General features: G+C 70.2%; 21 protein-coding genes and 4 tRNA genes. 9 read left to right on the plus strand and 16 right to left on the minus strand.

Annotation, left to right across the window (positions count from 1 at the left end; all coding sequences use genetic code 11):
* Positions 1 to 27: 27 nt before the first annotated feature.
* The 6 genes from MHO01S_RS01755 to MHO01S_RS01780 form a co-directional block, all read right to left on the minus strand.
* A complete protein-coding gene (locus MHO01S_RS01755) occupies positions 28 to 687 on the minus strand; it encodes a DNA alkylation repair protein (protein WP_061781756.1) in 660 nt (219 codons plus the stop codon).
* Positions 688 to 695: 8 nt separating this feature from the next.
* A complete protein-coding gene (locus MHO01S_RS01760) occupies positions 696 to 1205 on the minus strand; it encodes a glycine cleavage system transcriptional repressor (protein ID WP_060959573.1) in 510 nt (169 codons plus the stop codon).
* 16 nt (positions 1206 to 1221) lie between these two features.
* On the minus strand, positions 1222 to 2010 hold the full coding sequence (locus tag MHO01S_RS01765) for a COG4705 family protein (protein ID WP_060959572.1): 789 nt from the start codon (positions 2008 to 2010) through the stop codon (positions 1222 to 1224).
* A gap of 308 nt (positions 2011 to 2318) precedes the next feature.
* Positions 2319 to 2390 (minus strand) — tRNA-Val (locus MHO01S_RS01770).
* A gap of 28 nt (positions 2391 to 2418) precedes the next feature.
* Positions 2419 to 2489: transfer RNA gene (locus MHO01S_RS01775), tRNA-Cys, on the minus strand.
* A gap of 67 nt (positions 2490 to 2556) precedes the next feature.
* A tRNA-Gly gene (locus MHO01S_RS01780) sits at positions 2557 to 2629 on the minus strand.
* Positions 2630 to 2788: 159 nt separating this feature from the next.
* On the opposite strand from MHO01S_RS01780, the gene MHO01S_RS01785 reads away from it, so the two are divergent.
* The 3 genes from MHO01S_RS01785 to MHO01S_RS01795 all read left to right on the plus strand — a co-directional run bounded on the left by MHO01S_RS01785 (position 2789) and on the right by MHO01S_RS01795 (position 3771).
* A tRNA-Val gene (locus MHO01S_RS01785) sits at positions 2789 to 2864 on the plus strand.
* Positions 2865 to 2939: 75 nt separating this feature from the next.
* Positions 2940 to 3416: a hypothetical protein gene (locus MHO01S_RS01790; RefSeq protein WP_060959571.1), complete on the plus strand. Its 477-nt coding sequence runs from the start codon at positions 2940 to 2942 to the stop codon at positions 3414 to 3416.
* A 4-nt stretch (positions 3417 to 3420) separates the two neighbouring features.
* Positions 3421 to 3771: a YnfA family protein gene (locus MHO01S_RS01795; RefSeq protein WP_060959570.1), complete on the plus strand. Its 351-nt coding sequence runs from the start codon at positions 3421 to 3423 to the stop codon at positions 3769 to 3771.
* Between the two features lie 19 nt (positions 3772 to 3790).
* On the opposite strand, the gene MHO01S_RS01800 is transcribed toward MHO01S_RS01795, so the two are convergent.
* From MHO01S_RS01800 to MHO01S_RS01815, 4 genes are all read right to left on the minus strand, one after another.
* Positions 3791 to 4351 carry a type II toxin-antitoxin system PemK/MazF family toxin gene (locus MHO01S_RS01800; RefSeq protein ID WP_060959569.1) on the minus strand — a complete coding sequence of 187 codons (561 nt, stop codon included), beginning with the start codon at positions 4349 to 4351 and terminating at the stop codon, positions 3791 to 3793.
* A gap of 207 nt (positions 4352 to 4558) precedes the next feature.
* Positions 4559 to 5830 (minus strand): ammonium transporter, encoded by a 1272-nt coding sequence (locus MHO01S_RS01805; protein WP_060959568.1) that lies wholly within the window; start codon positions 5828 to 5830, stop codon positions 4559 to 4561.
* Between the two features lie 191 nt (positions 5831 to 6021).
* Complete coding sequence (zapE, locus tag MHO01S_RS01810) at positions 6022 to 7050, minus strand: cell division protein ZapE (RefSeq protein ID WP_060959567.1); 1029 nt, start codon at positions 7048 to 7050, stop codon at positions 6022 to 6024.
* Entirely contained in the window at positions 7047 to 8297 is a 1251-nt protein-coding gene (locus MHO01S_RS01815) for an alpha/beta hydrolase family protein (RefSeq protein ID WP_061781757.1), read from the minus strand. The genes zapE and MHO01S_RS01815 overlap by 4 nt, the downstream gene beginning before the upstream one ends.
* Positions 8298 to 8322: 25 nt before the next feature.
* Here MHO01S_RS01815 and MHO01S_RS01820 point away from each other — a divergent pair, with 25 nt between their 5' ends.
* The 4 genes from MHO01S_RS01820 (at position 8323) to MHO01S_RS01835 (ending at position 13548) form a co-directional block, all read left to right on the plus strand.
* On the plus strand, positions 8323 to 8928 hold the full coding sequence (locus MHO01S_RS01820; RefSeq protein WP_060959565.1) for a DUF3000 domain-containing protein: 606 nt from the start codon (positions 8323 to 8325) through the stop codon (positions 8926 to 8928).
* Positions 8921 to 10117, plus strand: coding sequence for a ribonuclease D (locus MHO01S_RS01825; RefSeq protein WP_060959564.1), 1197 nt, complete (start codon positions 8921 to 8923; stop codon positions 10115 to 10117). The genes MHO01S_RS01820 and MHO01S_RS01825 overlap by 8 nt, the downstream gene beginning before the upstream one ends.
* Before the next feature lie 72 nt (positions 10118 to 10189).
* On the plus strand, positions 10190 to 11392 hold the full coding sequence (locus MHO01S_RS01830; protein ID WP_061781758.1) for a thiolase family protein: 1203 nt from the start codon (positions 10190 to 10192) through the stop codon (positions 11390 to 11392).
* A gap of 11 nt (positions 11393 to 11403) precedes the next feature.
* Positions 11404 to 13548 carry a 3-hydroxyacyl-CoA dehydrogenase NAD-binding domain-containing protein gene (locus MHO01S_RS01835; RefSeq protein ID WP_060959562.1) on the plus strand — a complete coding sequence of 715 codons (2145 nt, stop codon included), beginning with the start codon at positions 11404 to 11406 and terminating at the stop codon, positions 13546 to 13548.
* A gap of 116 nt (positions 13549 to 13664) precedes the next feature.
* Here MHO01S_RS01835 and pepN read toward each other — a convergent pair whose 3' ends face one another.
* On the minus strand, positions 13665 to 16178 hold the full coding sequence (pepN, locus tag MHO01S_RS01840; protein WP_061781759.1) for an aminopeptidase N: 2514 nt from the start codon (positions 16176 to 16178) through the stop codon (positions 13665 to 13667).
* 42 nt (positions 16179 to 16220) lie between these two features.
* Here pepN and MHO01S_RS01845 point away from each other — a divergent pair, with 42 nt between their 5' ends.
* Both MHO01S_RS01845 and MHO01S_RS01850 read left to right on the plus strand, forming a co-directional pair.
* Positions 16221 to 16901: a TetR/AcrR family transcriptional regulator gene (locus MHO01S_RS01845; RefSeq protein WP_060959560.1), complete on the plus strand. Its 681-nt coding sequence runs from the start codon at positions 16221 to 16223 to the stop codon at positions 16899 to 16901.
* Entirely contained in the window at positions 16898 to 17401 is a 504-nt protein-coding gene (locus MHO01S_RS01850; protein ID WP_060959559.1) for a hypothetical protein, read from the plus strand. Before MHO01S_RS01845 ends, MHO01S_RS01850 begins: the two co-directional genes overlap by 4 nt.
* 6 nt (positions 17402 to 17407) lie before the next feature.
* Here the strand turns inward: MHO01S_RS01850 and dxs are convergent, their stop codons facing one another.
* From dxs to dut, 5 genes are all read right to left on the minus strand, one after another.
* Complete coding sequence (gene dxs / locus MHO01S_RS01855; RefSeq protein ID WP_060959558.1) at positions 17408 to 19387, minus strand: 1-deoxy-D-xylulose-5-phosphate synthase; 1980 nt, start codon at positions 19385 to 19387, stop codon at positions 17408 to 17410.
* Positions 19388 to 19473: 86 nt separating this feature from the next.
* Positions 19474 to 22311 (minus strand): aconitate hydratase, encoded by a 2838-nt coding sequence (locus tag MHO01S_RS01860; RefSeq protein ID WP_060959557.1) that lies wholly within the window; start codon positions 22309 to 22311, stop codon positions 19474 to 19476.
* 201 nt (positions 22312 to 22512) lie between these two features.
* On the minus strand, positions 22513 to 23265 hold the full coding sequence (locus tag MHO01S_RS01865) for a DUF3159 domain-containing protein (RefSeq protein WP_060959556.1): 753 nt from the start codon (positions 23263 to 23265) through the stop codon (positions 22513 to 22515).
* Positions 23262 to 23846, minus strand: coding sequence for a DUF3710 domain-containing protein (locus MHO01S_RS01870; protein ID WP_060959555.1), 585 nt, complete (start codon positions 23844 to 23846; stop codon positions 23262 to 23264). Before MHO01S_RS01870 ends, MHO01S_RS01865 begins: the two co-directional genes overlap by 4 nt.
* Positions 23843 to 24292: a dUTP diphosphatase gene (dut, locus tag MHO01S_RS01875; protein ID WP_060959554.1), complete on the minus strand. Its 450-nt coding sequence runs from the start codon at positions 24290 to 24292 to the stop codon at positions 23843 to 23845. Before dut ends, MHO01S_RS01870 begins: the two co-directional genes overlap by 4 nt.
* Between the last annotated feature and the right edge of the window lie 9 nt (positions 24293 to 24301).

Below are 24301 nucleotides of genomic sequence, written 5' to 3' on the forward strand. Positions count from 1 at the left end.
ACCCGGTCGGATCGTGGGCAGGCGGGCTCAGAGGTTCTTGAGGGCCTCTCGGGCGCTGAGGGGGCTCAGACGGTGTGTGGCGACGAACGCGCGCACCTCGTCGGGTCTCGTGCGCGCGGCATCGCGCAGCGCCCACCCGATCGCCTTGCGGATGAAGAACTCCGGATCGTCGGCGTTCTGCTCGATGACATCGGTGAGCAGATCGAGGTCGAGACGGTCGCGTCGGCCGAGCTGCGCGATGATCGCGAGCCGCCGCATCCACAGGTCGTCGTCGACGCTCCAGCCGCGCACGAGCAGGGTCGCCTCCGCGGGGTGGGCGTCGAGCAGGTCCGCGACGCGGTGCGCGAGCTCGTCCGTGATGTCCCACCACTGACCCGTCCGCACCATGTGCGCGATCATCGGGACGATCGCGAGGTCGCCCTTCACCGGTCGCAGCGCGAGCAGGGCCAGCGCGGCATACCGCTCCTCACGGAACTGCGCGCCGTCCAAGAGCGTGAGCGCGGTCTCCTGCAGCACGACGCCGTCGCGGATGCCGCGCGCGCGGGCGTGCGCGAGCCGCCTCGCGGCGGGCACCCGCACGCCGAGGAACGGCATCGCCGACTTCATGTAGGCCTGCTGGCCGGCGGCGCGCGAGGGGTCGGCGGAGAGCCGCAGATCGGCGCGGATCGCGTCGGCGAGCTCGTCCATCTCCGGCGTCAGCCGACGGTGAGATCGACCTGGATCTCGCCGGCGAGCGCTTCGAGGGCGTTCGAGAGGGCACCGGCATCCGCATCGGCCGGCAGGCTGACGGTGACGGTCGCCTCGAACAGGGTGCCGCCCGCCATGGGGGCGTCGAGCGTACGGCTGCGGAAGGTGTCGATGCTCAGGGCGTGGGCCGCGATGGCGGCGGTGACGTCGCGGACGATCCCGGGGCGGTCGTTGCCGAGGACCGTGAACGAGACGGCGTGCGGTGTCGCGATCGACGTCGGTGACGGTGCGTCGTGGGTCGTGATCCGCAGCAGGCCGTCGAGGCCGTTCAGCGCCGTGATGAGGGACTGCTGCTGGTCATCGGGCACCGACACGAGCACGATGCCGGCGAACGCGCCCGCCAGTTCGGCGAGCTCGCTCTGCTCCCAGTTGCCACCGTGGTCCGCGACGGTGTGGGCGAGGGCGCTGACGAGACCGGCGCGGTCGTCGCCGACGACGGTGAGCACGAGGTGGGCCATGCCGCGAGCCTAATGCTCAGGCCACGGCGGGTGTGAGCGTCGCTCCGCGGCGGCGCATCGATTCCACCAGGACGATCAGGAGCAGCGTCAAGGCGAGCGCCACCCACCCCGACCCCAGGCCCGCCCCGCCCTCGGCGATCGGCTTCGCGAGGGCATCCGCGACGGACGCGCCCCAGGGACGCGTCAGGACGTAGGCGGCCCAGAACGCCGGCACCGCGGGCCAACGGCCCCACCGGTGGCCCGCGGCGATCACCGCGATCGCGACCGTGAACAGGGCGATCGAGCCGACGTAGCCGATGCCGAGTCCCACGGCCGTGAAGTCTCCTACCGCGGTCCCGAGCGCGAAGGTGCCGACCACCGCGGCCCAGTAGAACAGCTCGCGGCGGGTGGTCGTGGTCTGATGCACCGACACGGTTCCTTCGACACGTCGCCACAGCACGAACACGATCGCGAGGGCGACGGCGTAGGCTGTCGCGGCGACGGGGTAAGGGACCCCCAGGGCCACGTGCATGACATCGGCGGCCATCGTGCCGAACACGCCGACCGCGGCGACGGCGAGCCAGTAGGCACGCGGACGGTACCGGCGGCGCGTGAGCTGGAAACCGACGGCGCCCACGAAGAACGCGAAGCCGAGGAGCACGGCGACCTCGGGCGGCATGATGCGGATGGAGTAGTCGGAGACCGCCTCCCCCAGCGCCGTCGATGCCGCTTTGGCGGCCCAGAAGGCGGCGGTCGGTTCGGGAACCCGCGACCGCGGCGGAACGGGGTCAGACGTCTGATCGGCCTGGGCTCGCGTGGGGGGCACGACCCGAGTTTGACGACATCGCACCAAGACGGCACCAAGAAATCATCGGCGGAGCGCGACGGCGCCACGCCGGATCCCAAAGCGTCGTCTGTGATCGCGTGTGGTTACGGTGAGGAGGTGAACGGTCTGGGGACCATCACGATCGCAGCACCATCTCCCGAGATGGACTGCGCAAGGCGGGACGTCAGATGCAAACGTCCCGCCTTTTTCGTCTGCGGTGGGAGAGGCGGATGCCGCGGCGGCGACGCGCGACCTGCACGGCCCGCACCCGGGCACAAAAAAACCCCGGCTGACCGGGGTTGTTCTTGTGCGCGATACTGGGATCGAACCAGTGACCTCTTCCGTGTCAGGGAAGCGCGCTACCGCTGCGCCAATCGCGCCTGTACAGGCATGTTCAGTTATGAGGCGAGGTGGCGACGGGATTCGAACCCGTGTAAACGGCTTTGCAGGCCGGTGCCTAGCCGCTCGGCCACGCCACCGTGTGGATTAACCGTGTGGTTTGACCCCACGTGCCGTGATCACTTCGAAAAGAGATCCCTGCACTCGAGCGGATGACGAGACTCGAACTCGCGACCCTCACCTTGGCAAGGTGATGCGCTACCAACTGCGCTACATCCGCGTGCTCCCTGGTTGCCCCGGGAACTTGATCGACTTTAGCCGACTATCCGCGCATCGCAAAACCGGGCGCACCCCGCGCGTGTCTCGGCATCCGAGCGCTGACGGATTCGTGCCTGGGGCCCGCATCCGGTAGCATCGGATCTCGGCCCGCACGGGCCATGGGCGATTGGCGCAGTTGGTAGCGCGCTTCCTTCACACGGAAGAGGTCATCAGTTCGAGTCTGGTATCGCCCACCATCCCCCCCTCCCTGCGGGCCATTTCACGGCCGTGCGCGGATGCTCGGTCGCCGGTGCGCCGGTAGGGTCGCGCCCATGAGGGTTCCCCGCGCAATCCGGCTGTCCCTGCTCATCGTGGCCTGGTTCAACCTGGTGTCCGCCGTCATCGGGCTTCTACTGCTCACGGTCGTGGGCGGCGACAGCGTCGGGATGCCGCCGGAGTGGCTCGAGCGCACCCCGTTCACCTCGTGGCTCTGGCCCGCCCTCATCCTCGGATTCGTCGTCGGCGGGGCGCAGGCGCTCGCCCTGGCCGCGCAGCGACGGCATCTCTCCGTCACGTGGGGACTGCACGCAGCATCCGGCCTCGTGATGATGATCTGGATCTTCGTGGAGATCGCGATGCTGCTCGTCTGGTCGCCCCTCCACGGCATCTATTTCACGACCGGCCTCGTCCAGACGGTGCTCGCGGTGCTCGCGCTCGGTGCCTGGCCACGGCCGTTCCTGGCACCGGAACCGCGACGAGTGGGCTCCGGCGGCGGGAAACACCCCCGACATCGGGCGCTGGCAGACTGACGCCATGACCACGGCGCGCATCATCGTCCTCTTCCTGCTCGCCGCGGTCGCGGAGATCGGCGGCGCCTGGCTCATCTGGCAGTCGGTGCGGGAGAACAAGGGCTGGCTGTTCGCGCTGCTCGGTGTGCTCGCGCTCGGGGCCTACGGTTTCGTCGCGGCCTTCCAACCCGACGCGCACTTCGGACGCGTGCTGGCGGCGTACGGCGGTGTGTTCGTGGCGGGCTCGCTCGCCTGGGGCATCGTCATCGACGGCTTCAAGCCGACCATCTGGGACTACGTCGGCTCGGGGGTGGCGCTGCTGGGGGCGGCCATCATCATCTTCGCGCCGGTCGTGCAGCGCGCCGTCTCGGAGTGATCGCGGGCGATCGCGTCCGCTACAGGTCGCTGGTCCAGCCGTACCGCTGCTGCAGCGCCGCGGCCACCCCGGCGAAGCGGCGACGGTCGAGTGTCGCCGCTTCACGTCGCATGCCGCGCACGTGCACGCTGTACAGCTGCTCGATGTCGACCCACGAGGGTCTGCCCTGCGCGTCCCACGCGCCCGGCCCGATCGACAGGTAGTCGCGGTCGCCGTCGTGCGACTTGCTGGTGAGCCGCACGGCGTAGACGCGGTCGGCGCCGTGGCGACCGATCACGAGCACCGGGCGGTCCTTGCCCCGACCGTCGTTCTCCTCATAGGGCACCCAGGTCCAGACGACCTCCCCCGCATCCGGCGCACCGTCGCGCCGCGGGCTGTAGGAGATGCGCAGCCCGCCACGGGCGGGAGGCCGTACCTCGCGCGTGGCGGTCTCCCCCTCGCGTCCCGGCGAGGACGGCGACGTGGGTGCTCCCGCCGACCGGGACGAGGGCGCCGCCCGCCGCGACCCATTGCGGCTGAAGAGGCCGACGACGCCGCGCAGCAGTGCCGTCAGAGATCCGTTCCGCTGGCGCTCCGTCATGGACACACGCTACCAACCACGCTCCCCTCCCCCACCCCGCTGATCTCCGAACCGCTATCCCGCGTGCGAGCCGCTACCCCGCGGGCGGTCCGTCCCGTGGCGGCTGGTACAACGCGTAGCGGCTGGCGCACCGCGAGCGTGCGTGCACGCCGAAGGGGCGCCGGACCGGGAGATCCGACGCCCCTTCGGGCTGGTGACGCGGGAGCGTCAGTCGACGAGCGCGTAGCCCTCTTCACCGTGGACGGCGGTGTCGATGCCGGCGACCTCGTCCTCGTTCTTGACGCGGAAGCCGATCGTCTTCTCGATGATGAAGCCGAGCACGTAGGCGACGACGAAGGAGAAGATCAGCACGGTAACCGCCGCGATCGCCTGCAGGATGAGCTGCTCGGCGTTGCCGCCGAGGAACAGGCCCGTGCCGGTCGCGAAGAAGCCGAGGAACAGGGTTCCGATCAGACCGCCGACCAGGTGGACGCCGACCACGTCGAGCGAGTCGTCGAACCCGAGGCGCCACTTGAGCTCGACGGCCAGGGCGCAGACGGCACCGGCGATGATGCCGAGCAGCAGGGCCCAACCGGGAGCGAGGTTGGCGCAGGAGGGGGTGATCGCGACGAGACCCGCGACGGCACCGGAGGCGGCGCCGACGGCCGTGGGCTTGCCGTCCTTGAGCTTCTCGACGATGGCCCAGCCGAGGATGGCGGCAGCGGTCGCGCCGAGCGTGTTGAGGACGATGAGGCCCGCGGGCGAGCCGACACCGGCGATACCGCTCAGGATGTCACCCGTGGTGCCCTCGGGAGCGGCGTAGAAGGCGGCCGCGCCGGCGTTGAAGCCGAACCAGCCGAACCACAGGATCGCGGCTCCCAGCATCACGAGCGGCACGTTGTGCGGCTTGTGGATGCCCTTCTGGAAGCCGACGCGCTTGCCGAGGACCAGGGCGAGCGCGAGGGCGGCCGCGCCGGCGTTGATGTGGACAGCGGTGCCACCGGCGTAGTCGATCACCTCGGTCGAGAAGCCCAGCGTCGTGCCCAGGTTGAAGATCCAGCCGTTGGTGTTCCACACCCAGCCGGCGACGGCGAAGTAGTCGATCGTCGCGAAGAAGAACGCGAAGATCATCCACGAGCCGAAGCGGGCGCGGTCAGCGATCGCGCCGGAGATGAGGGCCACGGTGATGATCGCGAAGGTGGCGCCGTAGGCGACGGCCGTGAGGTTCACGGTCGCGTCCTCACCGGTCGCCATCGTGCCGAGGCCGAAGTCGGAGAAGGGGTTGCCCAGGATGCCGCCCCACCAGTCGGCGGTCTGCATGTTGAATCCGTAGAGGATCCAGAGCACGGCGACCAGTCCCATCGCGCCGAAGCTCATCATCATCATGCTGATGACGCTCTTGGCCTTGACGAGCCCGCCGTAGAACAAGGCCACTCCGGGCGTCATAAAGAGCACGAGCGCCGTTGCGGCGATATACCAAGCGAGATTTCCGCTGTCCATGAAGGTCCTCACTGATGTGTTGTGTAACTCGGACCGGGTCGTCGCGGTTTCGGGGTCGGGACGTCCCAGCGCAATCAGTGTCGCGGCGTGCCGTTTCCGACGGCATGCGTCTCGTGTTTCGCGTCGGTTACACGGGCACCGCTCAGGTAAACATCACGTTTCGTCCGGGCGGTCGACGCCGGTGAATCCCCTCAGGAATGCGTGAGCGCGTTGAGGCGCGAGATCGCGCGGAGGTACTTCTTCCGGTATCCGCCGGCGAGCATGTCGTCGCCGAAGACCTCGTCGAGGGGGCGGCCGGTCGCGCGGACGGGGATCTGCGCGTCGTAGGCGCGGTCGACGAAGGCGACCAGGCGCAGGGCCGCGGACTGATCCTGCAGTGTGACCACGTCGCGCAGGCCGATGGCCGACAGCCCGTCGAGCAGGCGCACGTAGCGGGACGGGTGCACGGTGGCGAGGTGGGTGATCAGGTCGCCGAAACGGTCGTCGGAGACCACGCCGGATGCGGCGGCCTCGTCGATCGCGGCGCGATAGCCGTCGTCGTCCCACACCTCGGCGTGGCCGTCGATGGCGCGCTGACGGTAGTCGGTGCCGTCGATGCGGATCGTCTCGAAGCTCGCGGCCATCGCGTGGATCTCGCGGAGGAAGTCCTGGGCGGCGAAGCGGCCCTCCCCCAGTGCGTTCGGCGGGGTGTTGGAGGTGGCGGCCAGCCGCGTGCCGGTGGGCACCAGCTCTCCCAGCAGCCGCGTCATCACCATCGTGTCGCCGGGGTCGTCGAGCTCGAACTCGTCGATGCAGAGCAGATCGGCGCCGCGGAACAGCTCGACGGTCTTCTGGTAGCCGATCGCTCCGACGAGGGCCGTGTACTCGATGAACGAGCCGAAGTACTTCCGGCGTGCGGGCACCGCATGGTAGATCGCGGCGAGCAGGTGGGTCTTGCCGACGCCGAACCCACCGTCGAGATAGACGCCGGGCTTCATCTCGGGTGCCTTCTTCGCCCGACGGAACAGTCCGCCGCGCTCGGCCGGGCCGCTCCCCCGGCTGAACGCGATGAGGCGGTCCTTCGCCTCCTGCTGCGACGGGTAGGCGGGATCGGCGCGATAGGTCTCGAACGTCGCGTCGTCGAACTGCGGCGGCGGCACGAGTGCGGCCACCATCTCGGCGCCCGACACGGCGGGCTGGCGCTCCGCGAGCCGGACGATCCCGGTGGTCGTCGACGTCATCGTTCTCCCTCGTCGGTCGGGTGCGTCGCCGGCACCGGCAGCAGGTCGCGGTCGCGGAGCCAGTCGCCGATCGCATCGGTCCACCGCTGCTGGTCGTAGTTCCACAGCTTGGTGTGGCGGGCCGTGCGGAACACCTGGAGGTCGACCAGATCGGGCCGCGCTGCGGCGAGCCGATGGGAGGCGCTCGAGGGCACGAAGCCGTCGTCGTCGCTGTGCAGGATGAGCACGGGATGCCGCAGCTCGCCCGCCCGGGCCACGATGTCGAGCCGGTCGAACGGGATCGCCCCGTCCGCACCGGTGGCCGGCGCGGTCCAGTCGGAGCGCAGCGCGCCGATGGCCAGACCAGTGACCGGAGACGGCACGTGCAGGGCCTTCGCCTGGTAAGCGAGCACGGTGCGCCAGTCCACGACGGGCGAGTCGAGGATCACGCCCGAGATCTGTTCGCGATGCGCCGAGCCGAGCGAGGTCTGCAGGGCGATGGCCCCGCCCATGGACCACCCCATCAGGAGCACGCGGCGCGCTCCGTGTCGGAGGGCCCAGCCGACGGCGGCATCCACGTCGCGCCATTCGGTGGCGCCGAGCGCGTAGGCGCCCGCACGGCTGCGCGGGGCGTCGCCGTCGTTGCGGTACGACACGACGAGGGAGGTGATGCCGAGCGCGTGGAAGACGGGGACCGCGCGGAGGCATTCGGCCCGTGTGGTGCCGCGCCCGTGGATCTGGATGACCCAGGTCTCGTCGTCGAGGTCGCGGGTGGGCTCGGCGGGGAACAGCCAGGCCGGGCAGGGTCCGATCGCCGCGTGGACGTGCTCCGTCGTGAACGGAAGGTGCAGTTCCTCGGGCCGCTGATAGTACCAGCCGCTGAACGCGGCGGCGGGCGCAAGCGTCGACTGCCCGCTCACCTGGGTGAGCAGTTTGCGCTTGACGGTGGTCTCGTCGCTCGAGAGGACCGACCCGACCTTCAGGTAGTCGGCCGATCCGGTGGTGAACAGGCCGTAGCGGCCGGGCAGCACGGTATCGGCGGTGCGCGCCAGCGTGATCGTCTGCGCGGGGACGTCGATGTCGACGATGCGCGTGTCGGGTACGCGCCCCGAGGGGGTCACGACGCGACGGGCCATCCGGAGGGCGACTCCCGCGGCCATCGCCACCACCGCGAACAGGGCGGCGGCGAGAGCGAGAGCCAGCATCCGCAGAGTCGCCGCAGGGCCGATTCGTGAGGCGCCGAAGGCGGCGCGCCTGGGTGCCTTCATCGTGGGGCCATCCTAGTCTGTGAGCGTGGATGACACCCGTCCCGCCGCTGAGACGCCCGCCTTCGCGCGTGCCGCGCAGCAGCTGCGCGCCCTCACGTTCCGATCCGACTTCTCCGTGCGCGAGATCGCCGCGCCGACGAGTCTCGCCCCGGAGGCGATCGCGTTCGCCGGCGACGTGCGACCGGATGCCGAGGGCATCGACTCCGAGTACGGCACCGGGCGCTTCGTGCTCATGCACGACCCCTCCGAGCCGGACGCCTGGGGCGGCGCGTGGCGTATCGTGTGTTTTGCGCAAGCTCCGCTCGAACCTGAAATCGGCGTCGACCCGCTGCTCGCGGACGTCGCCTGGTCCTGGCTCGTCGACGCGCTCGACACGCGCGGCGCGGCCTTCCATGCGGAGTCCGGAACGGCGACGAAGACCCTGTCGAAGGGATTCGGATCGCTGGCCGACGAAGGCGACGGGGCGCAGATCGAGTTGAGGTCGTCCTGGACGCCCGACGGCGATCTGTCCGCTCACGTCGAGGCCTGGGCGGAGCTGGTGTGCATGCTGGCGGGACTTCCGCCGGGATCAGAGGGCATCGCCGTGTTCGGCTCGCAGCGGGGTGCAACGGGAAGGGGAACGCGTGGCTGAGTACGACGTCATCACGGATGCCGCCGGTCTCGCCACCGCCGTCGACGCGCTCGTCGCCGGCACGGGCCCGGTCGCGGTCGACGTCGAGCGGGCCTCCGGCTTCCGGTACTCGCAGCGGGCGTACCTCATCCAGGTCTTCCGGCGGGAGGCGGGTGTCTTCCTCATCGACCCCCCGGCCGTCGGCGACCTCAGCGCGCTTCAGGACGCGATCGGCGACATCCCCTGGATCCTGCACGCCGCGAGTCAGGATCTGCCGTCGCTGCGCGACGAGCGTCTCGAGCCGCCGTCCCTCTTCGACACCGAGCTGGCCGCCCGCCTGCTCGGGCACGAGCGCGTGGGACTGGGCGCCGTCGTCGAGGACACGCTCGGCATCAGCCTCGCCAAGGCCCACTCCGCGGCCGACTGGTCGACCCGTCCGCTGCCGCAGCCGTGGCTGGAGTATGCGGCGCTCGACGTCCTCCATCTCGTGGACGTCCACGACGTGCTGGTGGCCGAGCTCGAGGAGCAGGGCAAGACGGAGATCGCGGCGCAGGAGTTCGAGACGGTGCGCACGCGACCGGTGAAACCCGCCCGCGAAGAGCCGTGGCGTCGCCTCAGCGGCCTGCACACCGTCCGCGGACGTCGCGCGCTGGCGGTCGCCCGTGCGCTGTGGCTCGCGCGCGAGGAGTTCGCGCGCGAGCAGGACACCTCCCCCGGCCGCCTGGTTCCCGATCGCGCGCTGGTCGCAGCGGTGCTGGCCGACCCGGCCAGCAAGCAGGACCTGGCACGCGTGAAGGACTTCACGGGGCGAGCCAGTCGTAGCCAGCTCGACCGCTGGTGGGCCGCGATCGAGGCGGGCCGCGCCGATCCCGTGCTGCCGGCGGAGCGCGCGACGGGCGACGGGATGCCGCCGCCTCGCGCCTGGGCGGATCGCAATCCCGCCGCCGACCTGCGCCTGAAGGCCGCGCGACCGCTGCTCGAGCAGCTCGCGGTCGAGCTGCGGATGCCCACCGAGAACCTCCTGACCCCCGACACTCTGCGTCGCATCGCCTGGACTCCCCCGGCCGAGATCGACGCGGCATCCATCGGTGACGCGCTCGCGTCGCACGGCGCGCGCCCGTGGCAGATCGCGCTCACCGCCCCCGTCATCGCCGGCGCTTTTGTCGAATCCGTCCAGACACCCGAGGCTGCGTCCGACCTGGCATCGTAGAATCGTCCCAAGCGTTTCGGTGAGACTGAGTTTCACCGTACGCTGGACTGAATCTCAACCCTTGGAGGCAGTGTGGCCGAGCTCTCGGACGTCTACTTCGTCGATGGAATGCGCACCCCGTTCGGGCGTGCCGGCGAGAAGGGCATGTACTGGAACACCCGCGCGGACGACCTCGCGGTCAAGGCGACGATCGGTCTCATGGCGCGCAACGCCGCGGTGCCCGCCGAGCGCGTCGACGACGTCGCGATCGCCGCCACGAGCCAGACGGGCGAGCAGGGACTCACCCTCGGGCGCTCCGTCGCCATCCTCGCGGGCCTCCCGCAGACCGTGCCCGGATTCGCGATCGACCGAATGTGCGCCGGTGCCATGACGAGCGTGGCCATGATGGGCGCGTCGATCAGCGCCGGCATGTACGACGTCGCCCTCGCCGGCGGCGTCGAGCACATGGGGCACTACCCCATCGGCGGAAACGCCGACCCCAACCCGCGCTTCGTGGCCGAGAAGATGGTCGACCCGGGCGCGCTGAACATGGGTGTCACGGCCGAGCGCATCTTCGACCGCTTCCCGCAGCTGACCAAGGAGCGCTCCGATAGGTTCGGCATGCTCAGCCAGCACAAGGCGCAGGCCGCGTACGAGGCCGGCAGGTTCCAGCCCGACCTCGTGCCCGTCGCGATCAAGGATGCCGAGGGCACCTGGGGCCTGGCGACCGAGGACGAGGGCCGCCGCCCGCAGACCACGATGGAAGACCTCGCGGCGCTGAAGACGCCGTTCCGCCCCCACGGTCGGGTGACGGCCGGCACGTCGTCGCCCCTGACCGACGGCGCGACGATGTCGCTGCTGGCCGGCGGCGGCGCGGTCAAGGAGCTCGGGCTGACGCCGAAGATGCGCATGGTCTCGTTCGCCTTCGCCGGTGTGCAGCCGGAGATCATGGGCATCGGCCCCATCCCGTCGACGGAGAAGGCGCTGAAGAAGGCCGGGCTCACGATCGACGACATCGGCCTCTTCGAGCTGAACGAGGCCTTCGCGGTGCAGGTGCTGTCGCTGCTCGACCACTTCGGCATCGCCGACGACGACCCGCGCGTCAATCAGTGGGGCGGCGCGATCGCCCTGGGTCATCCGCTGGCCGCCTCCGGTGTGCGCCTGATGATCCAGCTCGCCGCGCAGTTCGCCGAGCGGCCCGACGTCCGCTACGGCCTGACCGCGATGTGCGTCGGGCTCGGGCAGGGCGGATCGGTGATCTGGGAGAACCCGCACTACAACGGCAAGAAGCGCTGAGAGGTACGGACATGACCAACTACGAAGAGATCGACTTCTCGCCCTTGACCGCTCTCGCCGACGGCGAGGTCGTCACGCACTCGCGCGTGCGCGACATCACCCTCCCGTCCGGGAAGGTGCTCGCCCTCATCACGCTCGACAACGGCCGCGACCACACCCGCCCCAACACCCTGGGTCCGGCGACGCTCACGGAGCTGGGCGAGACGCTCGCGACGCTGAAGGCGCGCGCCGCCGCCGGCGAGATCCAGGCCGTCGGCATCACCGGCAAGCAGTACATCCTCGCCGCCGGTGCGGACCTCTCCGACATCACCCGCGTGGGGTCGAAGGACAACGCCCGCCTGGTGGCGCAGCTCGGTCACAAGGTGATCGGCGCGCTCGGTGACCTGGGTGTGCCGTCCTTCGCCTTCGTCAACGGCCTCGCCCTCGGCGGCGGCCTGGAGATCGCCCTGAACTCCACCTACCGCACGGTGGATGCCTCGGCGGCCGCGATCGCGCTGCCCGAGGTCTTCCTGGGGATCATCCCCGGGTGGGGCGGCGCCTACCTGCTGCCCAACCTCATCGGCATCGAGAACGCGCTCGAGGTCGTCATCAGCAACCCGCTGAAGCAGAACCGCATGCTGAAGCCCCAGCAGGCGTTCGAGTACGGAATCTTCGACGCGATCTTCCCCGCGGCGACCTACCTGGAGAGCTCCCTCGCCTGGGCCGACGGCGTCCTCACGGGTGCCGTGAAGGTCGACCGCAAGAACGAGCCGGGCAAGATCGAGCGTCTCACCAAGTGGCCGATCGCCATCAAGATGGCACGCGGCATGCTCGAATCGAGGATCGGCACCGTCCCCCGCTCCCCTTACGCCGCGCTCGAACTGCTCGACAAGGCGAAGAGCGGCACGAAGGCCGAGGGCTTCGCGCGGGAGGACGAGGCGCTGGCCGACCTCGTCACGGGCGATCAGTTCGCGGCATCCATGTACGCCTTCGACCTGGTGCAGAAGCGCGCGAAGCGTCCCGTCGGCGCGCCGGACAAGGCCCTCGCCAAGAAGGTCACCAAGGTCGGCATCATCGGCGCCGGTCTCATGGCGAGCCAGTTCGCGCTGCTGTTCGTGCGCAAGCTCCAGGTGCCGGTGCTCATCACCGACCTCGACCAGGCGCGCGTCGACAAGGGTGTCGCGTACATCCACGACGAGATCGGCACGCTCGAGGCCAAGGGGCGCCTCGACGCCGACTCGGCGAACAAGCTGCGTGCGCTCGTCACCGGGACGACCGACAAGAGCCTGTACGCCGACTGCGACTTCGTCATCGAGGCCGTCTTCGAGGAGGTCGGGGTCAAGCAGGCCGTTTTCGGCGAGATCGAGAAGATCGTCGCCGAAGACGCGATCCTCGCGACCAACACCTCGTCGCTGTCGGTCGAGGAGATCGGTTCGAAGCTCGCGCACCCCGAGCGCCTCGTCGGCTTCCACTTCTTCAACCCCGTGGCGGTCATGCCGCTCATCGAGATCGTGAAGACGCCGCAGACGACGGATGCTGCGCTGTCGACCGCCTTCGTGGTCGCGCGGGGGCTGGGCAAGAACGCGGTGCTGACCGCCGACGCCCCCGGCTTCGTCGTCAACCGGTTGCTCGCGAAGGTCATGGGTGAGGCCGCTCGCGCCGTGTACGAGGGCACCCCGGTCGCCGACGTCGAGAAGGCGTTCGCCCCCCTCGGCCTGCCGATGGGGCCGTTCCAGCTCATCGACCTGGTCGGTTGGAAGGTGGCGGCGCACGTGCAGGACACGATGGTCCACGCGTTCCCCGACCGCTTCTACGCGAACGAGAACTTCCACCAGCTCGCCGAGCTGCCCGAGGTCGTGGAGAAGGACAAGGGTGGACGGGTGACCGGCTTCTCGAAGGCAGCGGAGAAGGCGCTGAAGGGACACGTCGGGTCCGCACCGGCATCCGCTGACACGATCCTGCGTCGCGTGCAGGACGGCCTCGCCACCGAGATCAAGCTGATGCTCGACGAGGGCGTCGTGCCCGAGGTCGAGGACATCGACCTGTGCCTCATCCTCGGTGCGGGCTGGCCGTTCATCGACGGCGGCGCCTCGCCCTACCTCGACCGCGAGGGGGCGTCCGAGCGGGCGTTCGGCGACACCTTCCACCACCCGCCCATCCGCGGCATCGGCGGCTGACGACCGCCGGATCCGCCGTCACGGATTCGGATGATCACAACGGAATCGGATGCCGCACCTCGCGGCATCCGATTCAGTTCTTCATGTCCGTATCCGGTGGCTGCGCCGTCGCCTGCTCAGCGCGTGGGCTGTGCCGCCCGCACCCGCAGATCGCGCGCGAGGCCGTCGCGCTGCTCGATCACGAGACGGCGGAGGGCCCCCGGCGCGTCCGGGTGATCCCGCAGCCACGCGTCGGCGGCGTCGAGCGAGGGGGATGCCGGGAAGAGGCCGATCACGAGGCGCCGGGCGATCTCGATCGAGCGCGACCGCCATGCGGGCAGGATGCGCGCGTAGTAGTCGTCGTCGAAGCCGGCGATGAGGTCGCGGCGTCCGCCGGCGCGCACGCCGGCGATCGTCGCGTCCAGATGGTCGTTGGTCAAGGTCGCGTCGGTCCAGGCGTCGTTCCAGGCGGCGGCGCGGACCGCGGCATCCGGACGCGCCGTCCGGGCGGTGCGTGCCGCGACGCGTCCCGACGCCGTGTCGTCGGCGGCAAGCTCGTCCGCGATGTCCGCGTCATCCGCGTGTCCGGTGGCCGACAGGGCGACGGTCCAGGCCCAGCGGAGGTCGGGGTCGAGCCTCAGCCCTTCCGGTGCCGGGGCGGCGCCGGCGAGGATCGCACGCAGGTCCGGCGCGCGCACGGCGCAGACGGATGCCGCGGCGCCGACCGTGCGGGCCCAGATGAGCTGCGCGTCAGACCCGGCCGTCGCGTGCTGCAGCGCGTTCCACGCCGTCTCCAGCCACTGCGCCGCCAGGGCGGACCGGTCGCCGTCCGCCGCGAAGTGCGCGATCGTGAAGGCCGCGCGGGCGGCGGCCTCGGTCAGCAGCGCGGCATCGGTCTCCGACGGCGCGTGCCGCGCCACGATTCCGACGTACTGCTGAGCGGGCAGGATGCCGTCGCGCACCGCGTTCCAGAGGGCCGCCCAGACGACGGCCCGCGCGAGAGCGTCGTCGATCGTCGAGAGGCCGCGCGCGACGGCGTCCGTCGACGCGTCGTCCAGCCGGACCTTCGCGTACGTCCGGTCATCGTCGTTGGGGACGATGAGAACCACGTCCTCCAGAGCCGCGCCGGTGAGCGCGGTGCGTTCGGCGGTGATGTCGGTCGCCAGGCCGCCGCGGCGGACGAGGCGGCCGTCGCGCTCGACGTAGAGCCCGACGGTCACGCGATCGGGGCGCACCGTGGACACCGTCAGCTCGAGCGCGTCGGCGGTGCGCTCGGCGCGCAGCTCGGTGACGCCGGTCGTCTGCAGCCACGCCGCGCTCCAGGAGCGCAGGTCGCGTCCGGACGCCTGTTCGAGGGCGCTGAGCAGGTCGGGCAGGGTGGTGCTGCCGTACGCGTGGTCGGCGAAGTAGCGCTGCGCGCCGCGGAAGAATGCGTCTTCGCCGACGAAGCCGACGAGCTGCTTGAGCACGGAGGCGCCCTTGGCGTAGGTGATGCCGTCGAAGTTGAGCTTCGCGGCCTCGAGGTCGGGGATGTCCGCGACGATCGGGTGCGTCGTCGGCAGCTGGTCCTGCGTGTAGGCCCAGCCCTTGCGTCGCGTGGCGAAGCTGACCCAGGCATCCGGGAACCCGCCGACCGCGGCCGCGGCATGCGTGCCCATGTAGTCGGCGAACGACTCCTTCAGCCAGAGGTCGTCCCACCACCGCATCGTCGCGAGGTCGCCGAACCACATGTGGGCCATCTCGTGCAGGATCGTGTTCGCCCGGGCCTCGTGCTGCGCGGCGGTGGACGCGCCGCGGAACACGTAGGCCTCGGTGAAGGTCACCAGGCCCGGATTCTCCATGGCACCCAGGTTGTACTCCGGCACGAAGATCTGGTCGTACGTGCCCCAGGGGTACGGGAAGTCGAACGCCTCCTCGAAGAACGTCAGCCCCCGTCGCGTGATGTCCAGGATCTCGTCGGCATCCAGATGAGGAGCGAGGGAGGCGCGGCACAGCACTCCGAGAGGGATCTCGCCGGCTGCGCCGTGGTGCGTGCCGTCGACGCGGTGATACGGACCCGCCGCGACCGCGGTGATGTAGCTCGACAGCGGCAGGGTCTCGGCGAACCGGGTGCGCACTCCCCCGTCGACGGGCTCGCGGCGGGTCTCGGCGCCGTTGGAGAGCACCTGCCAGCCGGCGGGAGCGGTGACCGTGAAGCGCCAGCGCGCCTTCATGTCGGGCTGCTCGAAGCAGGGGTACACGCGCCGGCAGTCGGCCGGCTCGTACTGGGTGTACAGGTAGGTCTCGCCGTCGACGGGGTCGCGGAAGCGGTGCAGGCCCTCGCCCGACGTGCTGTATCGCCCGGTGGCGACGATCGTGACGGTGTTCGTGGTGCCCGCTGCGGTGCGCAGCCCGGCGACGCTCACGCGTGCGCCGTCCCAGTCGACTCCCTGCTCGACGCCGTTGACGACGACCGCGTCCACCGCGGCGCCGATGAAGTCGATCCACGTGCTCTCCGCCCGAGCGGTGATGGTGAGGGTCGCGCGTGTGCGGAAGGTGCTCTCGGCGGCATCCGGGGCCGAGCGGAGGTCGAGATCGATGTCGACGGTGTCGAGGTGGATGACCGCGGCGCGTGCCGCCGTCTCTTCGCGCGTGAGGTTGGCGGAGCTCATCCCTCCATGCTGTCACGGGGCGGGTTGTGCTATTTTTCGAACATGTTCACTTCTGAGGCACCCGCGATGTCGAAGAGCGACCGGACGCGGGCGCGGCTGCGCGAGATCGCGCTGAAGTCGTTCCGCGACCGGGGCTACGACGCCACCACGATGCGTCTGATCGCGCAGGAGGCCGGCGTCTCGGTCGGCAACGCCTACTACCACTTCGCCACCAAGAACGACCTGGTGCAGGAGTTGTACCTCGACGTGCAGCGCGGACACCGCGAGGCCGCCGCGCCCCGTCTCGCCGACGCGGACGACCTCGTCGACCGCATCGCGATCGTCTATCGCACGGGGCTCGATCAGCTCACCGCCTACCACGGGCACGCGGCCGAGTTCCTCTCCGCCGCCGTCTCGCCGCGCTCGGAGATCAACCCGCTCGCGGAGGCCTCCCGTGAGGCGCGCGCCATCACCGAAGGCCTGTTCGCGGAGGCGGTGCAGGGCGCCCGCTCGGGCGCGGTGCCGACAGAGCTCGCCCGCTCGCTGCCGACCGCGCTCTTCCTGGGGCATCTCCTCCTCGCGCTGTTCTGGGTCTACGACCGCTCCGAGGGGCAGGAGCGCACCCGGCGACTGCTCGATCGCGGACTCGCGCTGCTGCGGACCACCCTGCCCCTGGCGCGGCTGCCGCTCGTGCGCGGCGTCGTCCGCGATCTGCTCGAGCTCATCGCGGAGGCAGGGCGGTGAGCGCACCGGTGCGACCGGCAGCCTTCACGCGCGACCAGCTCTGGCGCGGTGCGCTGCACGCGTGGCTCGGTTTCGTCGCGCTGCTCGTGATCGCTGCTGGGGTGTGGACGCTGGTGGTCAGCGCCGCGCGGTTCGACCTGTCGACCGTCTCCGTGGCGGTCTACGCCGCCGGATGGTTCGCCGTTCTCGGCGCGCTCATCTCGCTGGTCGTGACGATCGTCGGACTTCCCGTCGCCGCGCTGATCGGCCACGCGCTTCGCGGCGTGCGTCGCCGCTGGGTCCACCTCGTTGCTTTCGCGGCTTTCGGCGTCGGCATCGGTGCGGCGGTGGTCGGTGTGTTCGTCGCGCTGTCGAGAGCGGTGGCGCTAGATCCGACGATCGCCACGGTACTGCTCGCGCTCTGCGCGGCCGCCACGGTCTACGGACGGTGGCAGGGAGCGCGGACACCGAAGCGTCGCGCCCCCGCGATCGAAGAGGAGGACCGCCTGCTCGGCGGGTGAGCGGCCTCAGCCGCGGCCGTCGCCGTGCTCGGCGTGCTCGGAGCTGCCCGCCCCGCCCTGCACGGTCCAGATGGCGCCCGTGTCGCTGGATGGGCGCGCCACCGGGATCCGCGTCCCCAGCACCTGGGCGACGACGTCCTGCGCGATCTTCGCCGCCGACAGTCCGGCATCCTCGAGGATCTGCTCTCGCGTCGCGTGATCGATGAAGGCGTCGGGCAGACCCAACTCGTCCACCGCGGTGTCCACGCCCGCTTCGCGCAGAACCTGCCGCACGCGCGTGCCGACCCCGCCGACGCGGATACCGTCCTCGATCGTGATCACGAGACGGTGCGCGGCGGCGAGCTTCACGATCGACGGCTGAACGGGCACGACCCACCGCGGATCCACCACGGTCGCCCCGATCCCCTGCGCGCGAAGACGCGTCGCGACCTCGACGGCCAGCTGCGTCATCGGTCCGATGCCGACCAGCAGCACGTCCTCCGCGCCGTCGCGCCACAGCACGTCGACGCCGTCGGGCAGACGCTCGATCGCCGGCTGCTCCGTCGCCACGGCGCCCTTGGGGAAGCGGATGACGGTCGGTGCGTCCTCGACGGCGATCGCCTCGTCGAACTCCTCCCGCAGGCGGGCCTCGTCGCGGGGTGCGGCGATGCGGATGCCGGGGACGAGCTGCAGCATCGCGAGGTCCCACACGCCGTGATGGCTCGGACCGTCGGGGCCGGTCACTCCGGAGCGGTCGAGCACGAACGTGACACCGGCGCGGTGCAGCGCGACGTCCATCAGCACCTGGTCGAAGGCGCGATTCATGAAGGTCGCGTAGATCGCGACGACCGGGTGCAGGCCGCCGAACGCGAGCCCCGCGGCGGATGCCACGGCGTGCTGTTCCGCGATGCCCACGTCGTAGACGCGGTCGGGGAAGCGCTGCGCGAACGGCTGCAAGCCCGTCGGTCGCAGCATGGCCGCCGTGATCGCGATGACGTCGTCGCGCCGCTCCCCCGCGTGGAGGAGGGCGTCGGCGAAGACGTCGGTCCAGGCCACGGCGTCCGAGGAGCCCAGCGGCTCCCCCGTGGCGGGATCGATCTTGCCGACCGCGTGGAACTGGTCCGCCTCGTCGTTGCGAGCGGGCTCGTACCCGCGCCCCTTCTCGGTGATGACGTGGACGATGACGGGTGCGCTGTAGTCCTTCGCGAGCTGCAGCGTCTCCTGCAGGGCGACGAGGTCGTGACCGTCGATCGGACCCAGGTACTTGATGTCGAGGTTCGAGTACAGGGCTTCGTTGTTCGAGAACCGGGAGAGGAAGCCGTGCGTGCCTCCGCGCACCCCGCGATAGAGCGCGCGACCCATGGGTCCGAGGCGACGGAAGAAGGATGCCGAGCTCTTGCGCAGGCTCTCGTAGCTCTCGAGCGTGCGCACGCGGTTGAGGTAGCGCGCCATGCCGCCGATGGTCGGCGCGTAGGAGCGGCCGTTGTCGTTGACGACGATGACGAGGTTGCGGTCGTTGTCGTCGGAGATGTTGTTGAGCGCCTCCCACGTCATGCCGCCGGTCAGGGCGCCGTCGCCGACGACCGCCACGACGTGGTGGTCCTTGCGGCCGGTGCGGGTCAGCGCGCGCGAGATGCCGTCGGCCCAGCTGAGGGAGCTGGAGGCGTGCGAGGACTCGACGACGTCGTGGACGCTCTCCGCTCGCTGGGGGTAGCCGGCCAGTCCGCCGCGGGAGCGCAGCTCGCGGAAGTCCTGACGCCCCGTCAGCAGCTTGTGCACGTACGACTGGTGTCCGGTGTCGAAGACGAACGGGTCGTTCGGCGAGTCGAAGACGCGGTGCAGGGCGATCGTCAGCTCGACGACACCGAGGTTCGGGCCGAGGTGTCCGCCCGTGCGGGCGACGTTCTCGATCAGGAACTCGCGGACCTCCTGCGCGAGCTGCGCGAGCTGCTCCGCGGACAGGGAGTCCAGGTCCCGCGGACCGGTGATCGAGGCGAGCAGACTCATCCTCCGAGTCTACTTCGCGCGCACGCGAACGCCCCGGCATCCGCGTCCCCTTGCGGGGACCGATGCCGGGGCGTTATACGCGGCGATCAGACGAGCGAGCGCAGCACGTACTGGAGGATGCCGCCGTTGCGGTAGTAGTCCGCCTCACCGGGGGTGTCGATGCGCACCTTGGCGTCGAAGACGATCGTCTCCTTGCCTTCCGGCGAGAACTCGCTGGGGGCCGCGGTGACCTTCACGGTCTTCGGCGTGACGCCCTCGTTGAGCTGCTCGAGGCCCTCGATCGAGACGATCTCGGTGCCGTCGAGGCCGAGCGACTTCCAGCTCTGGCCGTCGGGGAACTGCAGCGGGACGACGCCCATGCCGATGAGGTTCGAGCGGTGGATGCGCTCGAAGCTCTCGGTGATGACGGCCTTCACTCCGAGGAGGGACGTGCCCTTGGCCGCCCAGTCGCGCGACGAGCCGGAGCCGTACTCCTTGCCGCCGAAGACGACGAGCGGGGTGCCCTGGGCGCGGTAGTTCTCGCACGCGTCGAAGATGTACGACTGCGGGCCGCCCTCCTGCGTGAAGTCGCGGGTGAAGCCGCCCTCGATGATCTGACCGTCGTTGACGGCGGCGACCAGCTCGTTCTTGAGGCGGATGTTCGCGAAGGTGCCGCGGATCATGACCTCGTGGTTGCCGCGGCGCGAGCCGTAGGAGTTGAAGTCCTTCTGCGCGACGCCGTGCTCCGTGAGGTACTGCGCGGCGGGGGTGCCCGCCTTGATGTTGCCGGCCGGCGAGATGTGGTCCGTCGTGACCGAGTCGCCCAGCGCCGCCATGACGCGTGCGCCGTGGATGTCGCTCACCGGGGTGAGGTCCATCGACATGCCCTCGAAGTACGGGGCCTTGCGGACGTAGGTCGAGTCGGCATCCCACTCGAAGACCGGGCCCTCGGGGGTGGGCAGGCTCGTCCAGCGCTCGTCGCCGTCGAAAACGGTGGCGTACTGCTTGATGAACTGGTCGCGCGAGATCGACGAGTCGATGACCTCCTGGACCTCCTCGGGCGACGGCCAGATGTCCTTGAGGAACACGTCGTTGCCCTCGGCATCCTTCCCGAGCGGGTCGGTCTCGAAGTCGAAGTGCATCGACCCGGCCAGGGCGTACGCGACCACGAGGGGCGGCGAGGCGAGGTAGTTCATCTTCACGTCGGGGCTGATGCGCCCCTCGAAGTTGCGGTTGCCCGAGAGGACGGCCGTGACGGCGAGGTCGTTCTCGTTGATGGCCGCCGACACCTCTTCGATGAGCGGTCCGGAGTTGCCGATGCAGATCGTGCAGCCGTAGCCGACGGTGTAGAAGCCGAGGCCCTCGAGGTCCTTGTCGAGTCCGGACTTCTCGTAGTAGTCGGTGACGACCTTCGATCCCGGGCCCAGCGTCGTCTTGACCCACGGCTTCTGCTTGAGGCCCCGGTTGCGCGCCTTGCGGGCGAGCAGGCCCGCGGCGATCATGACCGACGGGTTCGAGGTGTTGGTGCACGACGTGATGGCGGCGAGGGTGACGGCGCCGTTGTCGAGCAGGTACGAGTCGCCCGCGGGCGAGGTCACCGGCACCGGGTTGGATGCCGCGGCCGGAGCGCCGCTGGAGATGTGCACGTCGCGCGTCTCGGGCTCTTCGTCGCCCGGGGCGGAGCCGGGGTCGGAGGCCGGGAACGAGTGCTTCGACTCGAGGTCGACGATCGAGTTCGACACCGACGGCGTCGTGTAGTCGACGATGTCCTTCTCGAACTGGGTCTTGGCCTCGCTGAGCAGGATGCGGTCCTGCGGGCGCTTCGGGCCGGCGATCGACGGAACGACCGTCGAGAGGTCGAGCTCCATGTACTCGCTGAAGACGGGCTCGCTGGCGGCGTCGTGCCAGAGCTTCTGCTCCTTCGCGTACGCCTCGACGAGGGCGACGGTCTGCTCGTCGCGACCGGTGAGGCGCAGGTAGTCGAGCGTCACGTCGTCGATCGGGAAGATCGCCGCGGTGGAGCCGAACTCGGGGCTCATGTTGCCGATGGTGGCGCGGTTGGCGAGCGGCACCGACGCCACGCCGGCACCGTAGAACTCGACGAACTTGCCGACGACGCCGTGCTTTCGCAGCATGTCGGTGATGGTGAGCACGACGTCGGTGGCCGTCACGCCCGCCGGGATCTCCCCGGTCAGCTTGAAGCCGACGACGCGCGGGATGAGCATCGACACGGGCTGGCCGAGCATCGCGGCCTCGGCCTCGATGCCGCCGACGCCCCAGCCGAGCACGCCCAGGCCGTTGACCATGGTGGTGTGCGAGTCGGTGCCGACGCAGGTGTCGGGGTACGCGCGCAGCACGCCGTCACGACCGGTGCGGTCGTAGATGACCTTCGCCAGGTGCTCGATGTTGACCTGGTGGACGATGCCGGTGCCCGGCGGGACGACCTTGAAGTCGTCGAACGCCGTCTGGCCCCAGCGCAGGAACTGGTAACGCTCGCCGTTGCGCTCGTACTCGATCTCGACGTTGCGCTCGAGCGCGTTCTCGGTGCCGAACAGGTCGGCGATGACGGAGTGGTCGATGACCATCTCGGCGGGCGAGAGCGGGTTGATCTTCGCCGGGTCGCCGCCGAGGGCCGTGACGGCCTCGCGCATCGTGGCGAGGTCGACGATGCAGGGCACGCCGGTGAAGTCCTGCATCACGACGCGCGCGGGCGTGAACTGGATCTCCGTGTCGGGCTCCGCGTCGGCATCCCAGTTGCCGAGGGCCTCGATCTGGGACTTGGTGACGTTCGCGCCGTCCTCGGTGCGCAGAAGGTTCTCCAGCAGCACCTTGAGGCTGAACGGGAGCTTCTCGTAACCGGCGACGGTGTCGATCCGATAGATCTCGTAGTCGGTGCCACCGACCGTGAGGGTGCTCTTGGCTCCGAAGCTGTCAACAGTGGACACGTCTGCTCTCCTTCGTTGGGAGTTCCTGAGGCCGCGGGCTCAGTCGTCGGCGGATGCAGGGTTCGGCATGGAGGGCCGTTGCCTGATCCTCCATCTTCCCCGCCGCCGCGTCGCCGGGCTAGTGAGGCTGGCCTTACCCGCGGTGGGCGCCGGTGGCGTACCGCGAGGGGACGAATTTATCTTGATATCAAGATAAATCTATCACGCCGCGACGTCGCCGTCGTCCTCGACGCGGCGCGGGTAGACCGCCCGGACGGCGAGCCAGGTCACGGCGACGAGCGGAGCGAACAGCGGCAGACCCATCACGAGCTTGAGGGTCCCGAGGGTCGTGACGTCGCCGGAGAAGTAGAACGGGAGCTGCACGGCGAGACGGAGGTAGAAGAGGCCGGCCCAAGCGATCGCGAGCCAGAAGAAGACGCGACGTTCGCGGTTGTCGGCCCGCCAGGCGGTGCCCTCGTTCATGAGGAAGCCGACCGCCAGGCCGATGATCGACCATCCGATGAGGGCCGACACGAGGAACGCGGTGCCGTACACGGCGTTGGTGATGAGGCCGGGGACGAAGTTGTCCTGGCCGCGTCCGGTCCACAGCGCGAGCGCTGCGGCGGCTGCGGCGGCGATGAGACCGCCCAGCGCAGCGCTGACGGGCGAGCGCTGCACGAGTCTCACGACGGTGAACAGCGCCGCGGCTCCCACCGAGATCGCGAGCGAGAGCGCGAGGTCCTGCGTCACCGTGAAGAGGATGACGAACGCCAGCCCCGGCAGTACGCTCTCCAGCACGCCCCGCCAGCCGCCCATGGCGGCCCATACGACGTGACCGGTGTGCGACTGGCGCGACGGGTCCAGTCCGGCCCGCCGCGCGGCACCGCCGAGCGCCTGTCCCAGGATGTCGGAGGCCGACGGCGGCGTGAGGGGGTCGGATGCCGACGCTCGCGCGTCGTCGTCGGGGATGCTCATGCCGTACCGGGAGCTGCCGGCATCTTCAGCGGGATCAGGTCGCGCGGGGGCATGGGGCTGCCGCCGCGGACGACCACGATCGAACGGAAGAGGTCTTCCACCCGTGCCGCGGCATCGACGTCGGTGGTGGCCGCGCCGCCGATGACGCCGCGCAGGAACCACCGGGGACCGTCGACGCCGACGAACCGCGCGAGGCGCTTGCCCGCGACGGCGTCGGGTCCGCTGACGACCGGCACCTCGGCCAGCAGCTCCGGTCCGAGCGGGCCCTCGCGCTCCTCCACCCGTCCGCCCTGCTGGCGGATCTGCTGGCGGATCTGCTCGCGGGTCTCGTCCCACAGGCCGCTCGAGCGGGGGGCGGCGAAGGGCTGCACCTGCAGGGTCGACTCGGCGTAGTCGAGGCCGACGGCCACGATCCGCTTCGTCTGCTCTTCCACTTCGAGACGGAGGTTGAGGCCCTCCCGTGGGAGCACCTTTATGCCGCCGAGGTCGATGTACGGCCGAACCGGGTTGGCCTCCGACTCGTCGAACGGGCCGGTCGAGGCGCGGTCGCCGGCGCCGGGGGTCTGCGGTTCGTCGCTCATGCGATGACTCCTGTCTGGTAGCCCGTCGAGCCGAAGCCGCCCTCGCCCCGGATGGACTCGGGCAACGTCTCGACGGGAAGGAAGCGGACGCGCGGCACGGGCATGACGATGATCTGCGCGATGCGGTCGCCGGGGGCGATCTCGTACGCGTCGCGGGGGTCGGTGTTCAACAGCGCCACCTTGATCTCGCCCCGGTAGCCGGCGTCGATCGTTCCGGGCGCGTTGACGATGGTGATGCCGTGCTTGGCGGCCAGCCCGCTGCGCGGGACGACGAACGCGACGTAGCCGTCGGGCAGTGCGATGCGCACGCCCGTTCCCACGAGCGCCCGCTCGCCGGGCTCGAGGCGGACGGCCTCGGTCGCGACCAGATCGGCGCCGGCATCGCCCGGGTGCGCGTAGACGGGAACCTGCGACGCGATAATGGGAACGTCCACGGATTCGATCACTCCACGAGG

Source organism: Microbacterium hominis NBRC 15708, from assembly GCF_001592125.1.
Taxonomy (GTDB): Bacteria; Actinomycetota; Actinomycetes; order Actinomycetales; family Microbacteriaceae; genus Microbacterium; species Microbacterium hominis.

Excerpts from the sequence above, each read along its gene's own strand:
- MHO01S_RS01870 (WP_060959555.1), bottom strand. The coding sequence starts at position 23,846 with ATGAGCGACGAACCGCAGACCCCCGGCGCCGGCGACCGCGCCTCGACC.
- MHO01S_RS01760 (WP_060959573.1), bottom strand. The coding sequence starts at position 1,205 with ATGGCCCACCTCGTGCTCACCGTCGTCGGCGACGACCGCGCCGGTCTC.
- MHO01S_RS01845 (WP_060959560.1), top strand. The coding sequence starts at position 16,221 with ATGTTCACTTCTGAGGCACCCGCGATGTCGAAGAGCGACCGGACGCGG.
- MHO01S_RS01755 (WP_061781756.1), bottom strand. The coding sequence starts at position 687 with ATGGACGAGCTCGCCGACGCGATCCGCGCCGATCTGCGGCTCTCCGCC.
- MHO01S_RS01805 (WP_060959568.1), bottom strand. The coding sequence starts at position 5,830 with ATGGACAGCGGAAATCTCGCTTGGTATATCGCCGCAACGGCGCTCGTG.
- dxs (WP_060959558.1), bottom strand. The coding sequence starts at position 19,387 with ATGAGTCTGCTCGCCTCGATCACCGGTCCGCGGGACCTGGACTCCCTG.
- MHO01S_RS01815 (WP_061781757.1), bottom strand. The coding sequence starts at position 8,297 with ATGAAGGCACCCAGGCGCGCCGCCTTCGGCGCCTCACGAATCGGCCCT.
- pepN (WP_061781759.1), bottom strand. The coding sequence starts at position 16,178 with ATGAGCTCCGCCAACCTCACGCGCGAAGAGACGGCGGCACGCGCCGCG.
- MHO01S_RS01835 (WP_060959562.1), top strand. The coding sequence starts at position 11,404 with ATGACCAACTACGAAGAGATCGACTTCTCGCCCTTGACCGCTCTCGCC.
- zapE (WP_060959567.1), bottom strand. The coding sequence starts at position 7,050 with ATGACGTCGACGACCACCGGGATCGTCCGGCTCGCGGAGCGCCAGCCC.
- MHO01S_RS01795 (WP_060959570.1), top strand. The coding sequence starts at position 3,421 with ATGACCACGGCGCGCATCATCGTCCTCTTCCTGCTCGCCGCGGTCGCG.
- MHO01S_RS01800 (WP_060959569.1), bottom strand. The coding sequence starts at position 4,351 with ATGACGGAGCGCCAGCGGAACGGATCTCTGACGGCACTGCTGCGCGGC.
- MHO01S_RS01790 (WP_060959571.1), top strand. The coding sequence starts at position 2,940 with ATGAGGGTTCCCCGCGCAATCCGGCTGTCCCTGCTCATCGTGGCCTGG.
- MHO01S_RS01865 (WP_060959556.1), bottom strand. The coding sequence starts at position 23,265 with ATGAGCATCCCCGACGACGACGCGCGAGCGTCGGCATCCGACCCCCTC.